The organism is Actinocrinis sp. (assembly GCF_035653575.1).
Lineage (GTDB): Bacteria > Actinomycetota > Actinomycetes > Streptomycetales > Catenulisporaceae > Actinocrinis.
The window spans coordinates 1-17356 of the sequence record NZ_DASRBQ010000044.1 but is presented as its reverse complement, the minus strand read 5'-3'; the positions used below and the strand labels follow the sequence as shown (position 1 = coordinate 17356).

Sequence of the window (17356 nt, the reverse complement as noted above, 5' to 3'; positions counted from 1 at the left end):
TCAGCCTTCCAGGACGGTGATTCCGGGCAATGCCTTGCCCTCCAGGTACTCCAGCGACGCGCCGCCGCCGGTCGAGATGTGGCCGAACGCGGCCTCGTCGAAGCCGAGGGTGCGCACGGCCGCGGCCGAGTCGCCGCCGCCGACCACGGTGAACGCGCCCGAATCGATCAGGCCCTGCGCGACCGCGCGGGTGCCGCCGGCGTAGGGCTCCATCTCGAACACGCCCATCGGGCCGTTCCAGAACACGGTCTTCGTGCCGGCCAGTTTGGCGGCGAACAGCTTGCCGGACTCCGGGCCGATGTCCAGGCCCATCCGGTCGGCCGGGATCGCGTCGGCCGCGACGACCTCGTGCTCGGCGTCGGCGGCGAACGCGGTGGCGGCGACGATGTCGACCGGCAGCACGATCTCCACGCCGTTGTCCTTGGCCCGCTCCAGGTACCCGGTGACGGTCTCCAGCTGGTCCTCTTCGAGCAGCGACGTGCCGACCTCGTGGCCCTGGGCCTTGAGGAAGGTGAAGACCATGCCGCCGCCGATCAGGATCCGGTCGGCCTTGTCCAGCAGGTTGTCGATGACGCCGAGCTTGTCGGAGACCTTCGAGCCGCCGAGCACGACCGCGTACGGGCGCTCGACGTCCTCGGTGAGCCGCTTGAGCACGGCCAGCTCCGCGTTGATCAGGTAGCCGGCGGCGCTGGGCAGGTCCTCGGCGATGTCGTAAACCGAGGCGTGCCGGCGGTGCACCGCGCCGAAGCCGTCGGAGACGAACAGGTCGGCGAACTGCGCGAGCTGGTCGGCGAACTTGCCACGCTCGACGGCGTCCTTGCTGGTCTCCGCCGGGTTGAAGCGGACGTTCTCCAGCAGCGCGATCTCGCCGTCCGCCAGCGCGGCGACGGTGGCCTTGGCCGACTCGCCGACGGTGTCGGCGGCGAAGGCGACCGGCTTGCCGAGCAGCTCGCCGAGCCGGACCGCGACCGGGGCGAGGGAGTACTTCTTGTCCGCCTCCGGGTCCACGCCCTTCGGGCGGCCGAGGTGCGCGGTCACGATGACCTTCGCGCCGCGGTCGAGCAGCGCCTTGAGCGTGGGCACCGACGCGCGGATCCGGCCGTCGTCGGTGATGCGCGTGCCGTCCAGCGGCACGTTGAGGTCGGCGCGGACCAGCACCCGCTTGCCGGAGACCTCGAGATCGTCAATGGTCTTCATCGCTACTCCTGAGTGGGGACGTGCATGCCAGGACCCGCACGAGCAATTCTCTCGTGCGGGTCCGATGACTGACCCGGCCGGGTGGCACACCCATTGCGGGCGGTGCGGCCCTAGCCCGAGGGCCTGGCTACAGCTGCGCGCCGACGTGGCTGATCAGGTCGACCAGGCGGTTCGAGTAGCCCCACTCGTTGTCGTACCAGCCGGCCACCTTGACCTGGTTGCCCTGCACCAGGGTCAGCTTCGAGTCGAAGATGCAGGAGGACGGGTCGGTGACGATGTCCGCGGAGACGATCTCGTCCGTGGTGTAGCGCAGGAAGCCCTTGAGCGGGCCCTCGGCGGCCGCCTTCTTGAAGGCCTCGTTGACCTCGTCCTTGGTGGTCTCGCGGGACAGGTCGACGGTCAGGTCGGTGATCGAGCCGACCGGCACCGGCACCCGGAACGCGAAGCCGTCCAGCTTGCCCTTGACCTCGGGGATGACCAGCGAGATCGCGCGGGCTGCGCCGGTGGAGGTCGGGATGATCGACTGGCCGGCCGAGCGGGCGCGGCGCAGGTCGATGGTGCCCTTGCGGGTCAGCGCGATCTGGTCGAGCAGCTGCTGCTCGGTGGTGTACGCGTGGATCGTGGTCATCAGGCCCTTTTCGATGCCGAACTCGTCGAGCAGGACCTTGACCAGCGGGGCCAGGCAGTTGGTGGTGCAGGACGCGTTGGAGATCACGTGGTGGTTCGCCGCGTCGTACTTGCCCTCGTTGATGCCCATGACGATGGTGATGTCCTCGTCACTGGCCGGGGCGGAGATGATGACCTTCTGGGCGCCGGCCTCGATGTGCTTGCGGGCGTCGGCGGCCTTGGTGAACAGGCCGGTGGACTCGACGACGACGTCGGCGCCGAGCTCCTTCCACGGCAGCGCGGCGGGGTCGCGCTCGGAGACCACCTTGATCGCCTTGCCGTTGATGACCAGGGTGTCGTCGGTGGCCTCGACGGTGCCCGGGAAGCGGCGCAGGGTGGTGTCGTACTTGAGGAAGTGGGCCAGGATCTCGGGCTTGGCCAGGTCGTTGATGCCGACGATCTCGATGTCGGCGCCCGAGGCCACCACGGCCCGGAAGAAGTTGCGGCCGATGCGGCCGAAGCCGTTGATACCAACGCGGGTCGTCACGAACCGGTCTCCTCGCTCATGCACGCCGGCCGGGGATCCGCACGCTCCCGACACGGCATGCCGGTGATATCCGTTTAGTCGACCTCAACTTATCGCGGCAAAGGATGGCTAAGCCAACCGGCCCGGATGTTGGTATTACCTGCTGGTAACAAGGTTTGAAACAACAAAATCGCACGCCCGCAGACCGCATGTCAGAACACGTTCATACCGGACGTGCCGCCACAGCTGCGCTCGGCCTCTCGGAACGCGACCGCTCCGACTCGGCGACGCGTAACCCTCCTGGTGCGGGCCTGTTAACTTACCCGCCGGTTTCAGCGCCGCCCATGCGTCACTCCGCGCCGATGCCGGCCTCGGCGAACAGCTCCGGCGTCAGGCTGGCCTCGGTGCCGGGCACGCCCAGCTCCGCGGCACGCCGGTCGGCCAGGGCCAGCAACCTGCGGATCCGACCGGCCACCGCGTCCTTGGTCAGCGGCGGCTCCGCGAGCGCGCCCAGCTCCTCCAGCGACGCCTGACGGTGCTCAAGGCGCAGCCTGCCCGCGACGGCCAGGTGCTCCGGGGCCTCCGCGCCGAGGATCTCCAGCGCGCGGCCGACCCGGGCGCCCGCCGCCACCGCCGCGCGCGCGGAACGCCGCAGGTTCGCGTCGTCGAAGTTAGCCAGCCGGTTCGCGGTCGCCCGCACCTCGCGGCGCATCCGGCGCTCCTCCCACGCCAGCACCGACTCGTGCGCGCCGAGCCGGGTCAGCAGCGCGCCGATCGCGTCCCCGTCGCGGACCACGACCCGGTCCACGCCCCGCACCTCGCGGTTCTTCGCGGACACGCCGAGCCGCCGGGCCGCGCCGACCAGGGCGAGCGCCGACTCCTGCCCCGGGCAGGTGATCTCCAGCGCCGAGGAGCGGCCGGGCTCGGTCAGCGAGCCGTGCGCGAGGAAGGCGCCGCGCCACGCGGCCTCCGCGTCGCAGATGGAACCGGAGACGACCTGCGGCGGAAGCCCGCGGATCGGCCGGCCCCAGCCGTCGACCAGGCCGGTCTGCCGGGCCAGCGCCTCGCCGTCCTTCACCACGCGCACGATGTACCGGCTGCCACGCCGCAGGCCGCCGGGAGCCATCACGCCGAGTTCGGAGGTGTGCCCGTACACCTCGGCGATGTCCTTGCGCAGCCGCCGGGCGGCGGCCGCGGTGTCGAGTTCCGCCTCGATCACGATACGGCCCTGCACGAGGTGGATGGAGCCTGCGAAGCGCAGCAGCGAGGCGGCCTCCGCCTTCCGGCAGCACGGCTTCACCACCGTGAGCCGGCTCAGCTCGTCCTTGACCGCCGCGGTCATCGCCATCGCCTCGCGGCCTCCTCGCTCGCCTGTTTTCGGATCCCCCGGTTCCCCGGGCGTGCACTGCCGCGGCGCCCTGGAACGACGAGACGAAGATCCGCCCGGCCGGGCACCGCTGTAGCGTAACGGCCCGTGCCCCGCGGACCTTCCCTATCCGCGTGCACGTCACTGGTCAGGATGACACTCGGACGGCGCAATCCGCAGCGCCGTGACCGAAAGGACTCCGGACCGACGTCCGGACGACTACACCAGAAGGGGACGCAGCGCGCTCGCGAGCCGTTCCGGGTCGTGGTAAGGCAATCCGCCTTCCGCGGCGACTTCGACTGTGTGCACCTGCGCGCCGAGCATGGCCGCGGCCTTCGCCAGTTGCTGCGCCTCGTCGTGGCCGCGTATCGAGCTGGGGTCGACCACGATCGCGTCCAGCCGCAGCGCCGGCGAATGCGCGGCGAGCACCTCGACGTGATCGGCGGCGGTGTAGCCGTCGGTCTCGCCTTTCTGCGGCACCAGATTGAGCACCAGCATGCGACGCGCGCGGGTGGTGGTCAGCGCCTCGGCCAGCTCGGGCACGAGCAGGTGTGGCAGCACGCTGGTGAACCAGGAGCCGGGGCCCAGAATCGCCCAGTCCGCCTCGTGGATCGCGGTGACCGCCTCGGGCACCGCCGGCGGGTTCTCCGGCAGCAGCCGCACCGCGAGCACCTCGCCGGGGGTCTTGGCCAGGTCGTGCTGCCCGCGCACGGTGGTGATCGCGGCGGGATAGCGCGGGTCGGCGCCGCGCACGGTCGCCTCGATCTCCAGCGGCACCGCCGACATCGGCAGGACCCGGCCCTGTGCGCCGAGCAGCCGGCCGACCAGGTCGAGCGCGCCGACCGGATCGCCGAGCTGCTCCCACAGCGCGACGATGAGCAGATTGCCGAGTGCGTGGCCGGCCAGCTGCCCGTCGCCGGAGAAGCGGTGCTGCAAGGCGTTGGCCCAGGTGCGGCCCCACTCGTCGTCGCCGCAGAGCGCGGCGAGCGCCATCCGAAGGTCGCCTGGTGGCAGCACGGCCAGTTCGCGCCGGATGCGGCCGCTGGAACCGCCGTCGTCGGCGACGGTCACCACCGCGGTGAGCCGGTTGGTGACCCGGCGCAGCGCGGAAAGACAGGCGTACATACCGTGGCCACCGCCGAACGCGACGACGGTTGGCTGATCCGGCGGGACGTGGGCCGTCTCAGCGTCGCGCGCGCTGTCTTCGGGTTCGATCACTCGCGTCCCATGTCCCGGTGGACCACGGTGGTATCCACGCCGTCGTCGATCAACCGCGCCGCGATCTGCTCGGCCATCGCGACGCTGCGGTGTTTCCCGCCGGTGCACCCTACCGCAAGGGTCAGATAACGCTTTCCCTCCCTTCGGTACCCGGCGGTGATGGTGCGCAACACCTCGCTGTAGGACTCGAGCAGGTCTTTCGCCCCGGGCTGTGCGAGCACGTATTCGCTCACCTCGCGATCGAGCCCTGTCCTGGGCCGCAGCTCCGGAATCCAGTGCGGGTTGGGCAGGAACCGGCAGTCCACCACGAGGTCCGCGTCGACCGGCAGGCCGTACTTGAAGCCGAACGACATGACTGTGGCGCGCAGCTCGGTCTCCGCGGAGCCGGAGAACACGCTCTCCAGCACGGCGCGCAGCTCGTGCACGTTGCGGCTGGAGGTGTCGAGCACCAGGTCCGCCTCGCCGCGCAGCTCGCGCAGCAGCTCGCGCTCGCGGGCGATCCCGTCGGTGATCCGGCCCTCGCCCTGCAGCGGGTGCGGCCTGCGCACGTTCTCGAACCGGCGCACCAGCACGTCGTCCGCGGACTCGAGGAAGACGATGCGGTGACGCAGGCCACCGGAGTCCATCTGCTCCAGCGCCTCGTGCAAGTGCTCGAAGAAGGAGCGGCCGCGTACGTCCACGACCACCGCGATCCGCGGCACGCTGCCCTGGGTGCGCGCGGCCAGGTCCACCATGGTGGGGATCAGGCTGGGCGGGAGGTTGTCCACGACGAACCAGCCGAGGTCTTCGAGTACCTTGGCGGCGGTGGACCGGCCGGCCCCGGACATGCCCGAGATCACGACGAGCTCGGGCGGCTCGCCGCCGGGCGGTTCCGCTTCCGTCGCGCTCGCTGCGGCGCTCACCATCGTCTCTCAGTCCCCCTTGGACTCGGCGTTGCCGGTGGTGCTGAAGTGTTCAGTTGTCTCAGAGCCGGCTGTGCTGAGCCTGCCACGACCGGCCTGCCGTCCGCCCCCGAACGCGGACCGAACGGCCCCTAATTGTCACCCTCTTCGATGATCTCACCTGTGGCGGTGTTGATCGCATACGGACGCGGCGCCGTCGCCGTGGCCTTCTGCTCGGCCAGCGCGGCGGCGATCGTGGCCGCGGTGGCCGGGCCGATGCCGGGCACCTCGGCCAGCTGTTCCGCGGTCGCCGACCGCAGCGCCTTGACCGAGCCGAAGTGTTTCACCAGCGCCTTGCGCCGCACTTCGCCGAGGCCGGGGATCCGGTCGAGCGCGCTGACCGTCATGGCCTTCGACCGCTTCTGCCGGTGGAAGGTGATCGCGAACCGGTGCGCTTCGTCGCGCACCCGCTGCAGCAGGTACAGGGCCTCGCTCTGGCGCGGGAGGATCACCGGGTCCTCTTCGCCGGGCAGCCAGATCTCCTCCATCCGCTTGGCCAGGCCGGCGACCGCGATCTCGTCGATGCCGAGCTCGCCGAGGGCCCGGGCCGCCGCGGCGACCTGCGGCGGACCGCCGTCGACCAGGACCAGCTGCGGCGGGTAGGCGCTGCGGCTCAGCTTCTCGGACTCCTCCGGCTCGCTTTCTCCTTCTGCGGCCTCGGGCAGCAGCGCCTCGCCGCGCTTGGCGGTCTCGGCGAGGTAGCGGCGGAAGCGGCGGGTCAGCACCTCGTGCATCGAGCGCACGTCGTCCTGGCCCTCGAAGCTCTTGATGGTGAATCTGCGGTACTCGGATTTGCGCGGCAGCCCGTCCTCGAAGACCACCATCGAGGCGACCACGTTGGTGCCCTGCAGGTTGGAGATGTCGTAGCACTCGATGCGAAGCGGGGCCTGGTCCATGCCGAGGGCATCGGCGATGGCCTGGAGCGCCTGGCTGCGCGTGGTCAGGTCGGAGGCGCGCTTGGTTTTGTGCAGGGCGAGGGCCTGCTTCGCGTTGCGCTCGACCGTTTCCATCAGGGCGCGCTTGTCGCCGCGGCGGGGCACGTGCAGGTCCACTTGGCCGGAGGCGTGGGACGAGCCGCCGTTGGACGCGCGCAGCACGGTCAGCCACGCGGAGATCGCGGCGCTGTCCTCGGGCAGGGCCGGCACGAGGATCTGGCGTGGCACCGCCTCGCCGGACTGCTCGCCGTAGAGCTGCTGTAGGAAGTGCTCGACCAGGCCGCCGGTGTCCAGCTCCTCGACCCGGTCGACGACCCAGCCGCGCTGGCCGCGCACCCGGCCGCCGCGCACGTGGAAGACCTGCACCGCGGCCTCGAGTTCGTCCTCGCTGATGCCGATGACGTCGGCGTCGGTGCCGTCGCCGAGCACGATGGCGTTCTTCTCCAGGACGCGTTCGAGGGCGGCCAGGTCGTCGCGCAGCCGGGCGGCCTTCTCGAATTCGAGCTCGGCGGCGGCCTGCTTCATCTCGGTTTCCAGCCGCTTGGTGTACGAAGCGGTGTGCCCGGCGAGGAAGGCGCAGAAGTCTTCGACGATCCGGCGGTGCTCCTCGGGGGTGACCCGGCCGACGCAGGGCGCGGAGCATTTGCCGATGTAGCCGAGCAGGCAGGGGCGGTCGGACAGCTGTGCGCGCCGGTAGACGCCGTTGGAGCAGCTGCGCATCGGGAAGACGCGCAGCAGCGCGTCCACGGTCTCGCGGATCGCCCAGGCGTGAGCGTAGGGGCCGAAGTAACGCACGCCCTTGCGCTTCGGTCCGCGCATGACCTGGACGCGTGGGATCTCCTCGCCAACGGTGACCGCGAGGCTCGGGTACGACTTGTCGTCGCGGTACTTGACGTTGAACCGCGGGTCGAACTCCTTGATCCAGGCGTACTCCAGCTGGAGCGCCTCGACCTCGGTGGTCACCACGGTCCACTCGACGGAAGCCGCGGTGGTCACCATCGCCTGGGTGCGCGGGTGCAGCGCGGCGAGGTCCTGGAAGTAGTTCGACAGCCGCGAGCGCAGGTTCTTGGCCTTGCCGACGTAGACGACGCGGCCGCGCGGATCGCGGAATTTGTAGACCCCGGGCTGGGTGGGGATCGAGCCGGGGGCCGGCCGGTAGGTCGCCGGATCGGTCACAACCCCACCCTAGTGCGCGGAGGTGACAGCGAGACGCCGTCCGCCGCACCCCGGCACAACACCGCCCCGCGAGCCGGGACCACAGGCGAACGGGGCGGGACGGAATGGGGCGGGTGGGGCGGCGTGGGATCAGGCCAGGAAGATCTGGCCGCCGTCGATCTTGATGTTCTTGGCGGCCAGCGGTGCCTGGGCCGGCCCGTTGATCACCGAGCCGTCCTTGGCGCTGAACACGGAGCCGTGGCAGGGGCAGGTGATCTGGTTGTCCGAGACCGAGCCGACGGTGCAGCCCGAGTGGGTGCAGATCGCGGTGAACGCCTTGTAGGTGCCGGAGGCGGGCTGGGTGATCACGATGCCGCCGTCGGCGTTGACGATCTTGCCGCCGTCCACCGGGATGTCCGAGGTCGCGGCGAGGGCGCTGTTGCCGGAGCTGGCGGCCGGGGAGCCGCTCGACGAGCTGCCGCAGGCAGCGGCGGTCAGGCCGATGGCCACGGCCGCTCCACCGACCCCGGCCGCGCGCAGCACGGTCCTGCGACTGGAGCCGCAGTGGCTCGAACCACAGCAGGCCTCGGTCGTCTCGGCGGTCTGCTGCTCGGTGGTTTCCAGGGCCATCAGAGACTTCCTCCACGAGAAAAGCGATGTCGGGCGACAGCGTATCCACGCTGACCGCCCGACTTTGTCACGGTGTCCTGAAAACGGATGAGTTCACGCGGTGGTTCAGATCATGGACCTGTCGGCCGTGATCGGGCGGGAAAGTTTCCCGGACGTTTACCCGCGGACACGGCCCGCTCCCGGCCCGGTCGGGTCGGGTCGGGGCGGGCCGCGTCGAGCGGCGCGGTGCGCGCGTGGCCGTATCAGCCGGCCAGGATCTCCTTGAGGAACCGGCCGGTGTGCGAGTTCTTGTTCTTGGCGACCTGCTCGGGGGTGCCCTCGGCGACCACCGTGCCGCCGCCGCTGCCGCCCTCCGGGCCCATGTCCACGATCCAGTCCGCGGTCTTGATCACGTCGAGGTTGTGCTCGATCACGATGACCGAGTTGCCCGAGTCCACCAGCCGCCCGAGCACCCCGAGCAGCTTGCGGATGTCCTCGAAGTGCAGGCCGGTGGTCGGCTCGTCGAGCACGTACACGGTCCGGCCGGTGGAGCGGCGCTGCAGCTCCGAGGCCAGCTTCACCCGCTGCGCCTCGCCACCGGACAGCGTGGTCGCGCTCTGGCCGAGGCGCACGTAGCCGAGGCCGACGTCGTTGAGCGTCTTGAGGTGCCGGGCGATGCCGGGGATGGCCTCGAAGAACTCCAGGGCCTCGGCGACCGGCATCTCCAGCACCTCGGAGATGGTCTTGCCCTTGTAGTGCACCTGGAGGGTCTGCTCGTTGTAGCGCTTGCCGTGGCAGACCTCGCAGGGTACGTACACGTCCGGCAGGAAGTTCATCTCGATCTTGATGGTGCCGTCGCCCTGGCAGTTCTCGCAGCGGCCGCCCTTGACGTTGAAGGAGAACCGGCCGGGCAGATAGCCGCGCACCTTCGCCTCGGTGGTCTCGGCGAACAGCCGCCGGATGTGGTCGAACACCCCGGTGTAGGTCGCCGGGTTCGAGCGCGGGGTGCGGCCGATCGGCGACTGGTCGACGTGCACGACCTTGTCCAGGTGCTCGACCCCTGCGACACGGGTGTGCCGGCCCGGGACCGCGCGCGCTCCGTTCAGCTCGCGGGCGAGGTGCGTGTAGAGGATGTCGTTGACCAGCGTGGACTTTCCGGAGCCGGAGACGCCGGTGACCGCGACGAAGCAGCCGAGCGGGAAGCTGACGTCAATGTCCTTGAGGTTGTGTTCGCGCGCGCCGTGCACGGTGAGTACCCGCTTCGGGTCCACCGGGCGGCGCTGGCTGGGCACCTCGATGCGCATCCGGCCGGACAGGTACGCGCCGGTGAGCGAGTCCTCCGAGTCGAGCAGGTCGGAGACCGGGCCGGAGACGACCACGTGCCCGCCGTGCTCGCCCGCGCCCGGGCCGATGTCCACCACCCAGTCGGCGACCTTGATGGTGTCCTCGTCGTGTTCTACCACGATCAGGGTGTTACCGAGGTTGCGCAGCCGCACCAGGGTCTCGATCAGCCGGTGGTTGTCGCGCTGGTGCAGGCCGATGGACGGCTCGTCGAGCACGTACAGCACGCCGACCAGGCCCGAGCCGATCTGGGTGGCCAGCCGGATGCGCTGGGCCTCGCCGCCGGCCAGGGTGGCCGAGGCGCGGTCCAGGGACAGGTAGTCCAGGCCGACGTCAACCAGGAATTGCAGCCGCTCGTTGACCTCCTTGAGCACCCGCTCGGCGATCTGGGCCTCGCGGGAGCTGAGCTTGAGCTCCTTGAGGAAGCGCGCGCACTCGCCGACCGGCATCGCGGCGACCTCGGCGATCGACTTGCCGCCGCCGTCGCCGTCGGCCTTCTCGCCCAAGGTGACGGCGAGAACCAGGGGCTTGAGCCGAGTGCCCTTACACGCCGGGCACGGCGCCTCGCGCATGTATCCGGCGTGCCGCTCGCGGGCGCTGTCCGACTCGGCCTCGGCGTGCCGGCGCTCGATCCACGGGATGACGCCCTCGAAGCCGGTGGAGTAGCTGCGGGTGCGGCCGAAGCGGTTGGTGTAACTGACCGTCACCTTGTGGTTGTGGCCTTGCAGGATCGCCTTGCGCACCTTGGGCGGCAGCTTGCGCCAGGGGGCGTCCAGGTCGAAACCGAGTTCGTCGGCCAGGCCCTCGAGCAGCCGGCCGAAGTACTCGGAGCCCTGCCCGGCCGCGGTCCACGGGGCGATGGCGCCCTCGGCGATCGACAGCTCAGGGTCCGGGATGATCAGCTCCTCGTCGACCTCCATCCGGATGCCGAGGCCGGTGCACTCCGGGCAGGCGCCGAACGGGGAGTTGAACGAGAAGGAGCGCGGCTCAAGCTCTTCGAAGGACAGATCGTCGTACGGGCAGTAAAGATGCTCCGAGTACATCCGCTCGCGCTGCGGGTCGTCCTCGGGCAGGTCCACGAAGTCCAGCGTGATCATCCCGCCGGCCAGGCCCAGCGCGGTCTCGATCGAGTCGGTCAGCCGCCGCTTGGCCGACTCCTTGACGGCGAGCCGGTCCACGATCACCTCGATCGTGTGCTTCTCCTGCTTCTTGAGCACCGGCGGCTCGGCGAGCTGGATCACCGTGCCGTCCACCCGCGCCCGGCTGTAGCCCTTGGTCTGCAGGTCCTTGAACAGCTCCCCGTACTCGCCCTTGCGCTCGCGGATGACCGGCGCGAGGACCTGGAAGCGGGTGCCCTCCTCCAGTTCGAGCACGCGCTCGACGATCTGCTGCGGGGCCTGCCGGGCGATCGGCCGCCCGCATTCGGGGCAGTGCGGCCGCCCGGCGCGCGCATACAGCAGACGCAGGTAGTCGTAGACCTCGGTGATGGTGCCGACGGTCGAGCGCGGGTTCTTCGAGGTGGACTTCTGGTCGATGGACACCGCGGGAGACAGGCCCTCGATGAAGTCGACGTCGGGCTTGTCCATCTGCCCGAGGAACTGGCGGGCGTACGCGGACAGCGACTCGACGTAGCGCCGCTGGCCCTCGGCGAAGATCGTGTCGAAGGCGAGGGAGGACTTGCCGGAGCCGGACAGACCGGTGAACACGATGAGGGCGTCGCGCGGCAGATCGAGCGAGACGTCCTTCAGATTGTGCTCGCGCGCCCCACGCACGACCAGCTTGTCCGTCACCGGTGGCTCCCATACTTCCGACTGTCTTGAACCCGCCCAACGCTCCCCCAAACATGCTAGGCGGACCCACCGACAGACTTGTTTCGTTCCGGATAAGCGCTCGGGGCTCGCCCATGTTCCCGACGCGCGCCTTCCGTGGCGCCGCCGGGCCGGGCTGCGCCAGAGTAGAGCCATGACGATTGATCCGCGCTCCCCGGACTTCGACCCGACCGCCCTGCTGGCCGAGATCACCGAGGCGACGGCCCAATTGCTCGGCACGGCCGAGCGCCTCGACGACCAGGCGGCGCGCGAGCCGTGCGCGCTGGAAGGCTGGACCCGCGGCCACCTGCTGACCCACCTGGCCCGCAATGCCGACGCCCTGTGCAACCTGCTGACCTGGGCCGCGACCGGTGAGCGGCACGAGGCGTACCCGAACCCGGGGCAGCGCAACAAGGACATCGAGGCCGGAGCCGGACGCACCGCGGCGCAGCTGACCACCGACCTGCGCGAGGCCGGACAGCGCTTCATCGAGGCGGCCGCCCGCCTCACGCCCGAGCAGTGGGAGGCCGAGGTCGAGCGGCCTGTCGGAGGGCCCCAGCGGGCCGCGCGCATCCCGTGGTGGCGCCTCGAGGAGGTCTACGTCCACCACGTCGATCTCGACCTCGGCTTCTCCCCCGCGCACTGGCCGGCGGAATTCACCGGCCCCGCGCTGGAGATGGCGGCGGAGCGGTTTACCAACCCGGCTTATCCCACGAAGGTCGAGACGCCCTTCCGGCTCTACGCCGAGGACACGACGCGCACCGTCGGCGTCGGCTGCGACCCGAGGGAGAAGGACCACCTGCTGGTGCGCGGCCCCGAGCCGGCGCTGCTGGCCTGGTTGATCGGCCGCAGCAACGGCGACGGCCTGGTCGTCGAGCCCTTCGACGCTTTGCCCACCCTGCCGGCCTGGAACTGACGGCCCGAAGCGAAAGGACGGCTCATGAGCTACCACGGCAACGTGACGGTCGGCGGCCCCGCGGAAGTGCGCGAACTCGCCCCGCTGATGATCACCAAGGTTGCGGTCGGCCCCTACGACAACAACGCGTACCTGCTGCGCTGTCGCCAAACGGACGAGCAGATGCTCATCGACGCGGCGGCGGAACCGGACCGCCTCCTGCAGACGATCGGCAGCTCGCTCGCGGCGGTGGTGACGACCCATCAGCACGGGGACCACTGGCAGGCCTTGCAAGCCGTCGTCGACGCGACCGGTGCGCGTACCGCAGCAGGCGAATACGACGCGGACGGCATCCCGGTCCATACCGACCTGCGCCTGCGCGACGGCGAAACGATCAACGTTGGCAACATCCCGCTGCGCGTTATCCACTTGGTCGGTCACACCCCGGGTTCCATCGCCCTGCTCTACGACGACCCGAAAGGTCATCCGCACCTGTTCACCGGGGACTGCCTGTTCCCCGGCGGTATCGGCAATACGCAGAAGGATCCGGAGCGGTTCGCATCGCTCTACCGCGATGTCGTGGAGAAGATCTTCAACGTGCTGCCCGACGAGACCTGGGTGTACCCGGGGCACGGACGGGACACGACGCTGGGCGCGGAGAGGCCGCATCTGGAGGAGTGGCGGCAGCGCGGGTGGTGAGCGCAGCCGCGACACCGAGGAGTCTGTCACGTACGACTTTCCTGTACGATGCTGGTACGATATTCCTGTACCAGGATGAAGGGAGCGAAGCCGTATGGCCATAAGCGCCAGCGAGGCCCGCAGTCAGCTGTTCCCTCTGATCCAGCAGGTCAACGACGACCACGTGCCCGTGCGGATCAAGCACAAGACCGGAGATGCGGTCCTCATGTCCGCCGCCGATTTCGACTCCTGGCAGGAGACCATCTACCTGTTGCGGTCGCCCGCGAATGCCAGGCGGCTGATGGAAGCCGTGACCCGCGACAAGGCAGGCGCACCCGACGTCGCCAAGACCATGGACGAATTGGAAGCGCTGGCGGGTGACGGTTGAGGAGCGTCCACTTCGACCCGGACGCCTGGGAAGACTTCCAGTTCTGGCTCAGCGCTGACCGGAAGATGGCCGTGCGCATCGTCCGGCTGATCAAGGAGATTCAGCGCGACCCACGCACCGGCATCGGCAAGCCCGAGCCGCTGAAAGGTGACCTTTCCGGGTATTGGTCCCGCCGCATCGACGACGAACACCGACTGATCTATAGGGCCGACGAGAAGGACGTGAAGATCCTCAAGGCGCGCTACCACTACAGCGAGTGACCGGCGGGGTCGGCAACACGCAGAAGGATCCGGAGCGGTTCGCATCGCTCGACCGCGACAGCGCGGAGAGGCCGCATCTGGAGGAGTGGCGGCAGCGCGGGTGGTGAAGAGGGCTGACGCGGCGCGGTAGGTTACGCGCGTGGCGACTGAGCGTGGGGCGGGCGGTAGAAGCGGCGGCGGAACGGGGCCGAGTAGGAAACAACAGGTACTGACGGCGGGCGCGCTGGGGGCCGCGGCGGGCGCGGCGCTGGCGGGGCATCGCGGCCTTCGCGCGGGGGTGCTGGGCGCCGCCGCGGGGGCGTTGGGCCTGGGCGCCGCGGAGGCCGTCTCGCGCGCGCGGCAGCGGCCCGGCCAGATCCCCGAGCTGTGGTCGCGCATCCTGGCCAGCGGCGCGATGACCGCTCCCGCGGCCTGGGCCGCCGGCCGGGCGACCGGTGCCGGGCCGGTGACCGTGGGCACGGTGAGCGGCGCGGCGGCGGGAGCACTCGGGCTGCGGCCGCAGAAGGTGGCGCTGGGTCCGGTCCTCGGGGCCGCGGTAGGCGGCGCGTTTGCGCTGCGGCGACGACCCGCGGCGCCCGCCGTGGTCGCGACGACGACCGTGGCGTCGTTCCGAGTGCTTTCGGCCCTGCTGTTCCGCGATCCCCAGATCAGCATGCTGGCAGAGCGCGTACACGCTGAGGACCTGCCGTTCGTCGTGCCGCTGGAGTCGCGGAACCGGTATGTCGGCACCGGGTACGTCAGGGAGCTGGCTGACGTGCTCGGCGGGACGTATACCGCCGACGCCCCGGACGTCGGGATCGTCGCGTCTCTCGACGCGTTGGCCGGACCCGAATTCGATCCGGCGCTCGTCGATCCACGGGTACGCGAGTTCTACGAGCACACCACGCGCTTCATGCTCGACATCGTGCCCGAGTGGCGGCTGTGGGTCCGCCCCGGCTACCTGCTGTACCGCAATCTGCTGGCGCGTCCGCTCGGGCAGGCGAGCGTGCCGATGAACCAGCGCGAGACACAGCGCGGTATCCGCAGTCGTATCGACACCATCTCCGCGCCGGACGAGGACGTGATCGCGGTACGCGGCTGGATCCGTTCCTTCGCGGACACCGACGAGCCGATCTACATCGGCATCTACACGACGTACCGCCACGAGGACCGCGGGTACGTCAGCGTCGGCTTCCCGCTCCCCCAGGCCAGCTTCACGGCGACGCTCGCGCCGAGGCCGCGGCCGGGCGGCGGGCTAATCTTGAGCAGCCGCAGCGAACTTAAGCACCCGGGGCACTACCTCACGTACATCGACGCCGAGAGCCGGGAACTTACGACGGCGGCGGTTCAAGGCTTCGCCGAGGAACTGGACGTGTACGTCGAGGACGGTGAGTTGCGCGCGGAGCACGCCTTCTGGGTCTTCGGCCTTCCCTTCATGGTTCTGCACTACCGGATGCGCAAGAAGCCAGAACAGCGGGGAGCACAGCCGCCAGCGGAAGGCTGAGGCGCTGTCAGGGCCGCCGGCCCTCGATCGGGCGCCTGTCTGACACCCATTCGGATCACCCTGCGCGCAAGACCTATATGCACCGTGTTACGACGGTTTGTGTAGGCAATCCGCGCGTCGGGCGCGGCCCGATTCGGAGAGCAGGCGGTGAAACGTGCATCAGCTTCCCATGGCCTCCATCAACTTCAGCCAGGGCGTGACCGACGCGTGGAGCGCGGTGGCCAGGTTCATCCCGAAGTTCGTCGGCTTCCTCGTCATCCTGGCGATCGGCTGGTTCATCTCCCGGCTGCTCGCGCGGGCGCTGGACGCGGTGCTGCGCAAGGTCGGCTTCGAGCGGATGGCCGAGCGCGGCGGGATCAGCAGGGCGCTGGCGAACAGCAAGTACGACACCACCGCCCTGGTCTGCAAGGTGGTCTACTACGCGCTGCTGCTCGTCACGCTGCAGCTGGCGATCGGGGTGTTCGGCACGAACCCGGTCAGCACCATGATCAACGGCGTGGTGGCCTGGCTGCCGCGCGGCCTGGTCGCGATCGCGATCGTGGTGGTCGCCGCGTTCATCGCGCGGGCGGTGCGCGACCTGGTCGGTAGCGCGCTCTCCAGCCTCTCCTACGGGAACGTGCTGGCGACGCTCGCGTCCGTGTTCATCCTGGGCATCGGCATCATCGCGGCGCTCGGGCAGGCGGGGATCGCCACCGCGATCACCGGGCCGATCCTGGTGGCGGTGCTCGCGGCGATCGTCGGCGTGGTGGTGGTCGGCGTCGGCGGCGGCCTGGTGATGCCGATGCGGCAGCGCTGGGAGCGGATGCTGGACAGCGCCGAGCGCGACGCGCGCACCGCGGCCGGCGGGATCAGCGCGTACCAGCAGGGCCGGTCCGATGCACTGTCCGGCCGCGCCGGCATGACGACCCCCACGCCTGCGCCGTCCATGCCGGGCAGCACTGGGCAGATGGGCAGCACTGGGCAGATGGGCAGCGGCGGCATGGGGCAGAGCGGACCCGGCATGGCGCCGGGGTCGCCCGACAACCCGCCGATGGGCTGAAGTACGCGGAGAGGATAGGCGTGAGCGCTGCCGGTCAGGCAGCGCTCACGCTGTGTTCGATGATCAGCTGTGCTCCACGTTCAACTGACGCCGTACTCACGCATGAAGTGGCATATGGCCGTCAGGCGCAGGGTCGCGAAGTCATACCCTTCGTGCGCCAACCAGCCCATCTCATGCAGAGCGTCGGTGAACCCGAGTACGTAGTCGGACAGCGCCTCACGCAGCGAGCGATGCCCGTGAACGACATCGCGCACTGCGGCCGCGTGCTGGTCGACCGCGGCGACGAGCCACGGTTCGAACGCCAACTCCGGGAGGCGGCGACCGAACTGTTCGAAGATCGCGGCGAGCGGGGGCGTGCCGGGATAAGTACTGTCCGTCACGGCGCGTTCACTCCTCCTCGATCTTGCAAACAGGTAGCGAGTAACAATACATGTAGCCCGGATGGGTGAATCTATTCGGGTGGTCTCACGGCAGCGTCCACGTCTCGTCGGCGGCTCCCGGCGTGCAGGTGTAGATCTGCAACTGGTCGGTGTCGTTGGTCGTGCTGGCATAGAGACACAGGCCGGAGCCGGTGTTCACGAGCTGGCCCGCCGAGTTGGCGACCCACTGCTGCGCTGCCGTGCCATTGCAGGTGTAGAGCTGGATCTTCGTGCCCGGCGTGGTGGCGCCGCCGATCACGTCCATGCACTTGTTGAACACCTGCAGCGTGTGGTCGGGGACCACGGTCCAGTTCTGCGCGCCGGTTCCGTTGCACGTGTAGAGCTGGATGTGCGTGCCGTTGCCGGTGCCGGAGCGGGCGTCGTCTACGCACTTGCCCGCGATGCCCGAGGTGATCGGTCCGACCGGTTCGGTGACGAAGGAGGTCGCGGTCCCGTCGTATGACGGAGGCGCCGAGGTCGACGCAGCCGCCC

The 17356-nt window shown here is 69.8% G+C and carries 16 protein-coding genes and 1 pseudogene; 7 read left to right on the top strand and 10 right to left on the bottom strand.

Translation table 11 applies throughout. The annotated features are described in order from the left end of the window. The 8 genes from VFA06_RS06860 to uvrA form a co-directional block, all read right to left on the bottom strand. Window positions 1–1197, bottom strand: coding sequence for a phosphoglycerate kinase (locus tag VFA06_RS06860; RefSeq protein WP_324839581.1), 1197 nt, complete (start codon window positions 1195–1197; stop codon window positions 1–3). 127 nt (window positions 1198–1324) lie between these two features. After that, complete coding sequence (gene gap, locus VFA06_RS06855; protein ID WP_324839580.1) at window positions 1325–2350, bottom strand: type I glyceraldehyde-3-phosphate dehydrogenase; 1026 nt, start codon at window positions 2348–2350, stop codon at window positions 1325–1327. Window positions 2351–2678: 328 nt separating this feature from the next. Beyond that, on the bottom strand, window positions 2679–3677 hold the full coding sequence (gene whiA, locus VFA06_RS06850; RefSeq protein WP_324839579.1) for a DNA-binding protein WhiA: 999 nt from the start codon (window positions 3675–3677) through the stop codon (window positions 2679–2681). Window positions 3678–3914: 237 nt separating this feature from the next. Continuing rightward, a complete protein-coding gene (locus tag VFA06_RS06845) occupies window positions 3915–4913 on the bottom strand; it encodes a uridine diphosphate-N-acetylglucosamine-binding protein YvcK (RefSeq protein ID WP_324839578.1) in 999 nt (332 codons plus the stop codon). Continuing rightward, window positions 4910–5818, bottom strand: coding sequence for an RNase adapter RapZ (gene rapZ / locus VFA06_RS06840; protein WP_414639840.1), 909 nt, complete (start codon window positions 5816–5818; stop codon window positions 4910–4912). The genes VFA06_RS06845 and rapZ overlap by 4 nt, the downstream gene beginning before the upstream one ends. 128 nt (window positions 5819–5946) lie before the next feature. Further along, entirely contained in the window at window positions 5947–7965 is a 2019-nt protein-coding gene (uvrC, locus tag VFA06_RS06835) for an excinuclease ABC subunit UvrC (protein ID WP_324839576.1), read from the bottom strand. Between the two features lie 129 nt (window positions 7966–8094). After that, entirely contained in the window at window positions 8095–8574 is a 480-nt protein-coding gene (locus tag VFA06_RS06830; protein WP_324839575.1) for a Rieske (2Fe-2S) protein, read from the bottom strand. Window positions 8575–8816: 242 nt separating this feature from the next. Next, on the bottom strand, window positions 8817–11684 hold the full coding sequence (uvrA, locus tag VFA06_RS06825; RefSeq protein WP_324839574.1) for an excinuclease ABC subunit UvrA: 2868 nt from the start codon (window positions 11682–11684) through the stop codon (window positions 8817–8819). Between the two features lie 172 nt (window positions 11685–11856). Here uvrA and VFA06_RS06820 point away from each other — a divergent pair, with 172 nt between their 5' ends. From VFA06_RS06820 to VFA06_RS06795, 7 genes and pseudogenes are all read left to right on the top strand, one after another. Then, entirely contained in the window at window positions 11857–12618 is a 762-nt protein-coding gene (locus VFA06_RS06820; RefSeq protein ID WP_324839573.1) for a maleylpyruvate isomerase family mycothiol-dependent enzyme, read from the top strand. Between the two features lie 24 nt (window positions 12619–12642). Further along, window positions 12643–13296: an MBL fold metallo-hydrolase gene (locus VFA06_RS06815; RefSeq protein WP_324839572.1), complete on the top strand. Its 654-nt coding sequence runs from the start codon at window positions 12643–12645 to the stop codon at window positions 13294–13296. 94 nt (window positions 13297–13390) lie between these two features. Then, window positions 13391–13663, top strand: coding sequence for a type II toxin-antitoxin system Phd/YefM family antitoxin (locus tag VFA06_RS06810; protein WP_324839571.1), 273 nt, complete (start codon window positions 13391–13393; stop codon window positions 13661–13663). After that, window positions 13660–13923 (top strand): Txe/YoeB family addiction module toxin, encoded by a 264-nt coding sequence (locus tag VFA06_RS06805; RefSeq protein ID WP_324839570.1) that lies wholly within the window; start codon window positions 13660–13662, stop codon window positions 13921–13923. Before VFA06_RS06810 ends, VFA06_RS06805 begins: the two co-directional genes overlap by 4 nt. A 2-nt stretch (window positions 13924–13925) precedes the next feature. After that, window positions 13926–14030 (top strand): annotated as a pseudogene (locus VFA06_RS25845) (MBL fold metallo-hydrolase); the annotation flags it as partial. Window positions 14031–14062: 32 nt separating this feature from the next. Beyond that, the gene (locus VFA06_RS06800; RefSeq protein WP_324839569.1) at window positions 14063–15406 is read left to right on the top strand and encodes a hypothetical protein; all 1344 of its coding nucleotides are present in this window, start codon (window positions 14063–14065) and stop codon (window positions 15404–15406) included. Window positions 15407–15575: 169 nt separating this feature from the next. Further along, complete coding sequence (locus VFA06_RS06795) at window positions 15576–16445, top strand: mechanosensitive ion channel family protein (RefSeq protein WP_349260080.1); 870 nt, start codon at window positions 15576–15578, stop codon at window positions 16443–16445. A gap of 80 nt (window positions 16446–16525) precedes the next feature. On the opposite strand, the gene VFA06_RS06790 is transcribed toward VFA06_RS06795, so the two are convergent. Both VFA06_RS06790 and VFA06_RS06785 read right to left on the bottom strand, forming a co-directional pair. Next, complete coding sequence (locus tag VFA06_RS06790) at window positions 16526–16825, bottom strand: DUF6401 family natural product biosynthesis protein (protein ID WP_324839567.1); 300 nt, start codon at window positions 16823–16825, stop codon at window positions 16526–16528. A gap of 85 nt (window positions 16826–16910) precedes the next feature. Then, a partial coding sequence (locus VFA06_RS06785) for a ricin-type beta-trefoil lectin domain protein (protein WP_324839566.1) occupies window positions 16911–17356 on the bottom strand: 446 nt, incomplete at its 5' end.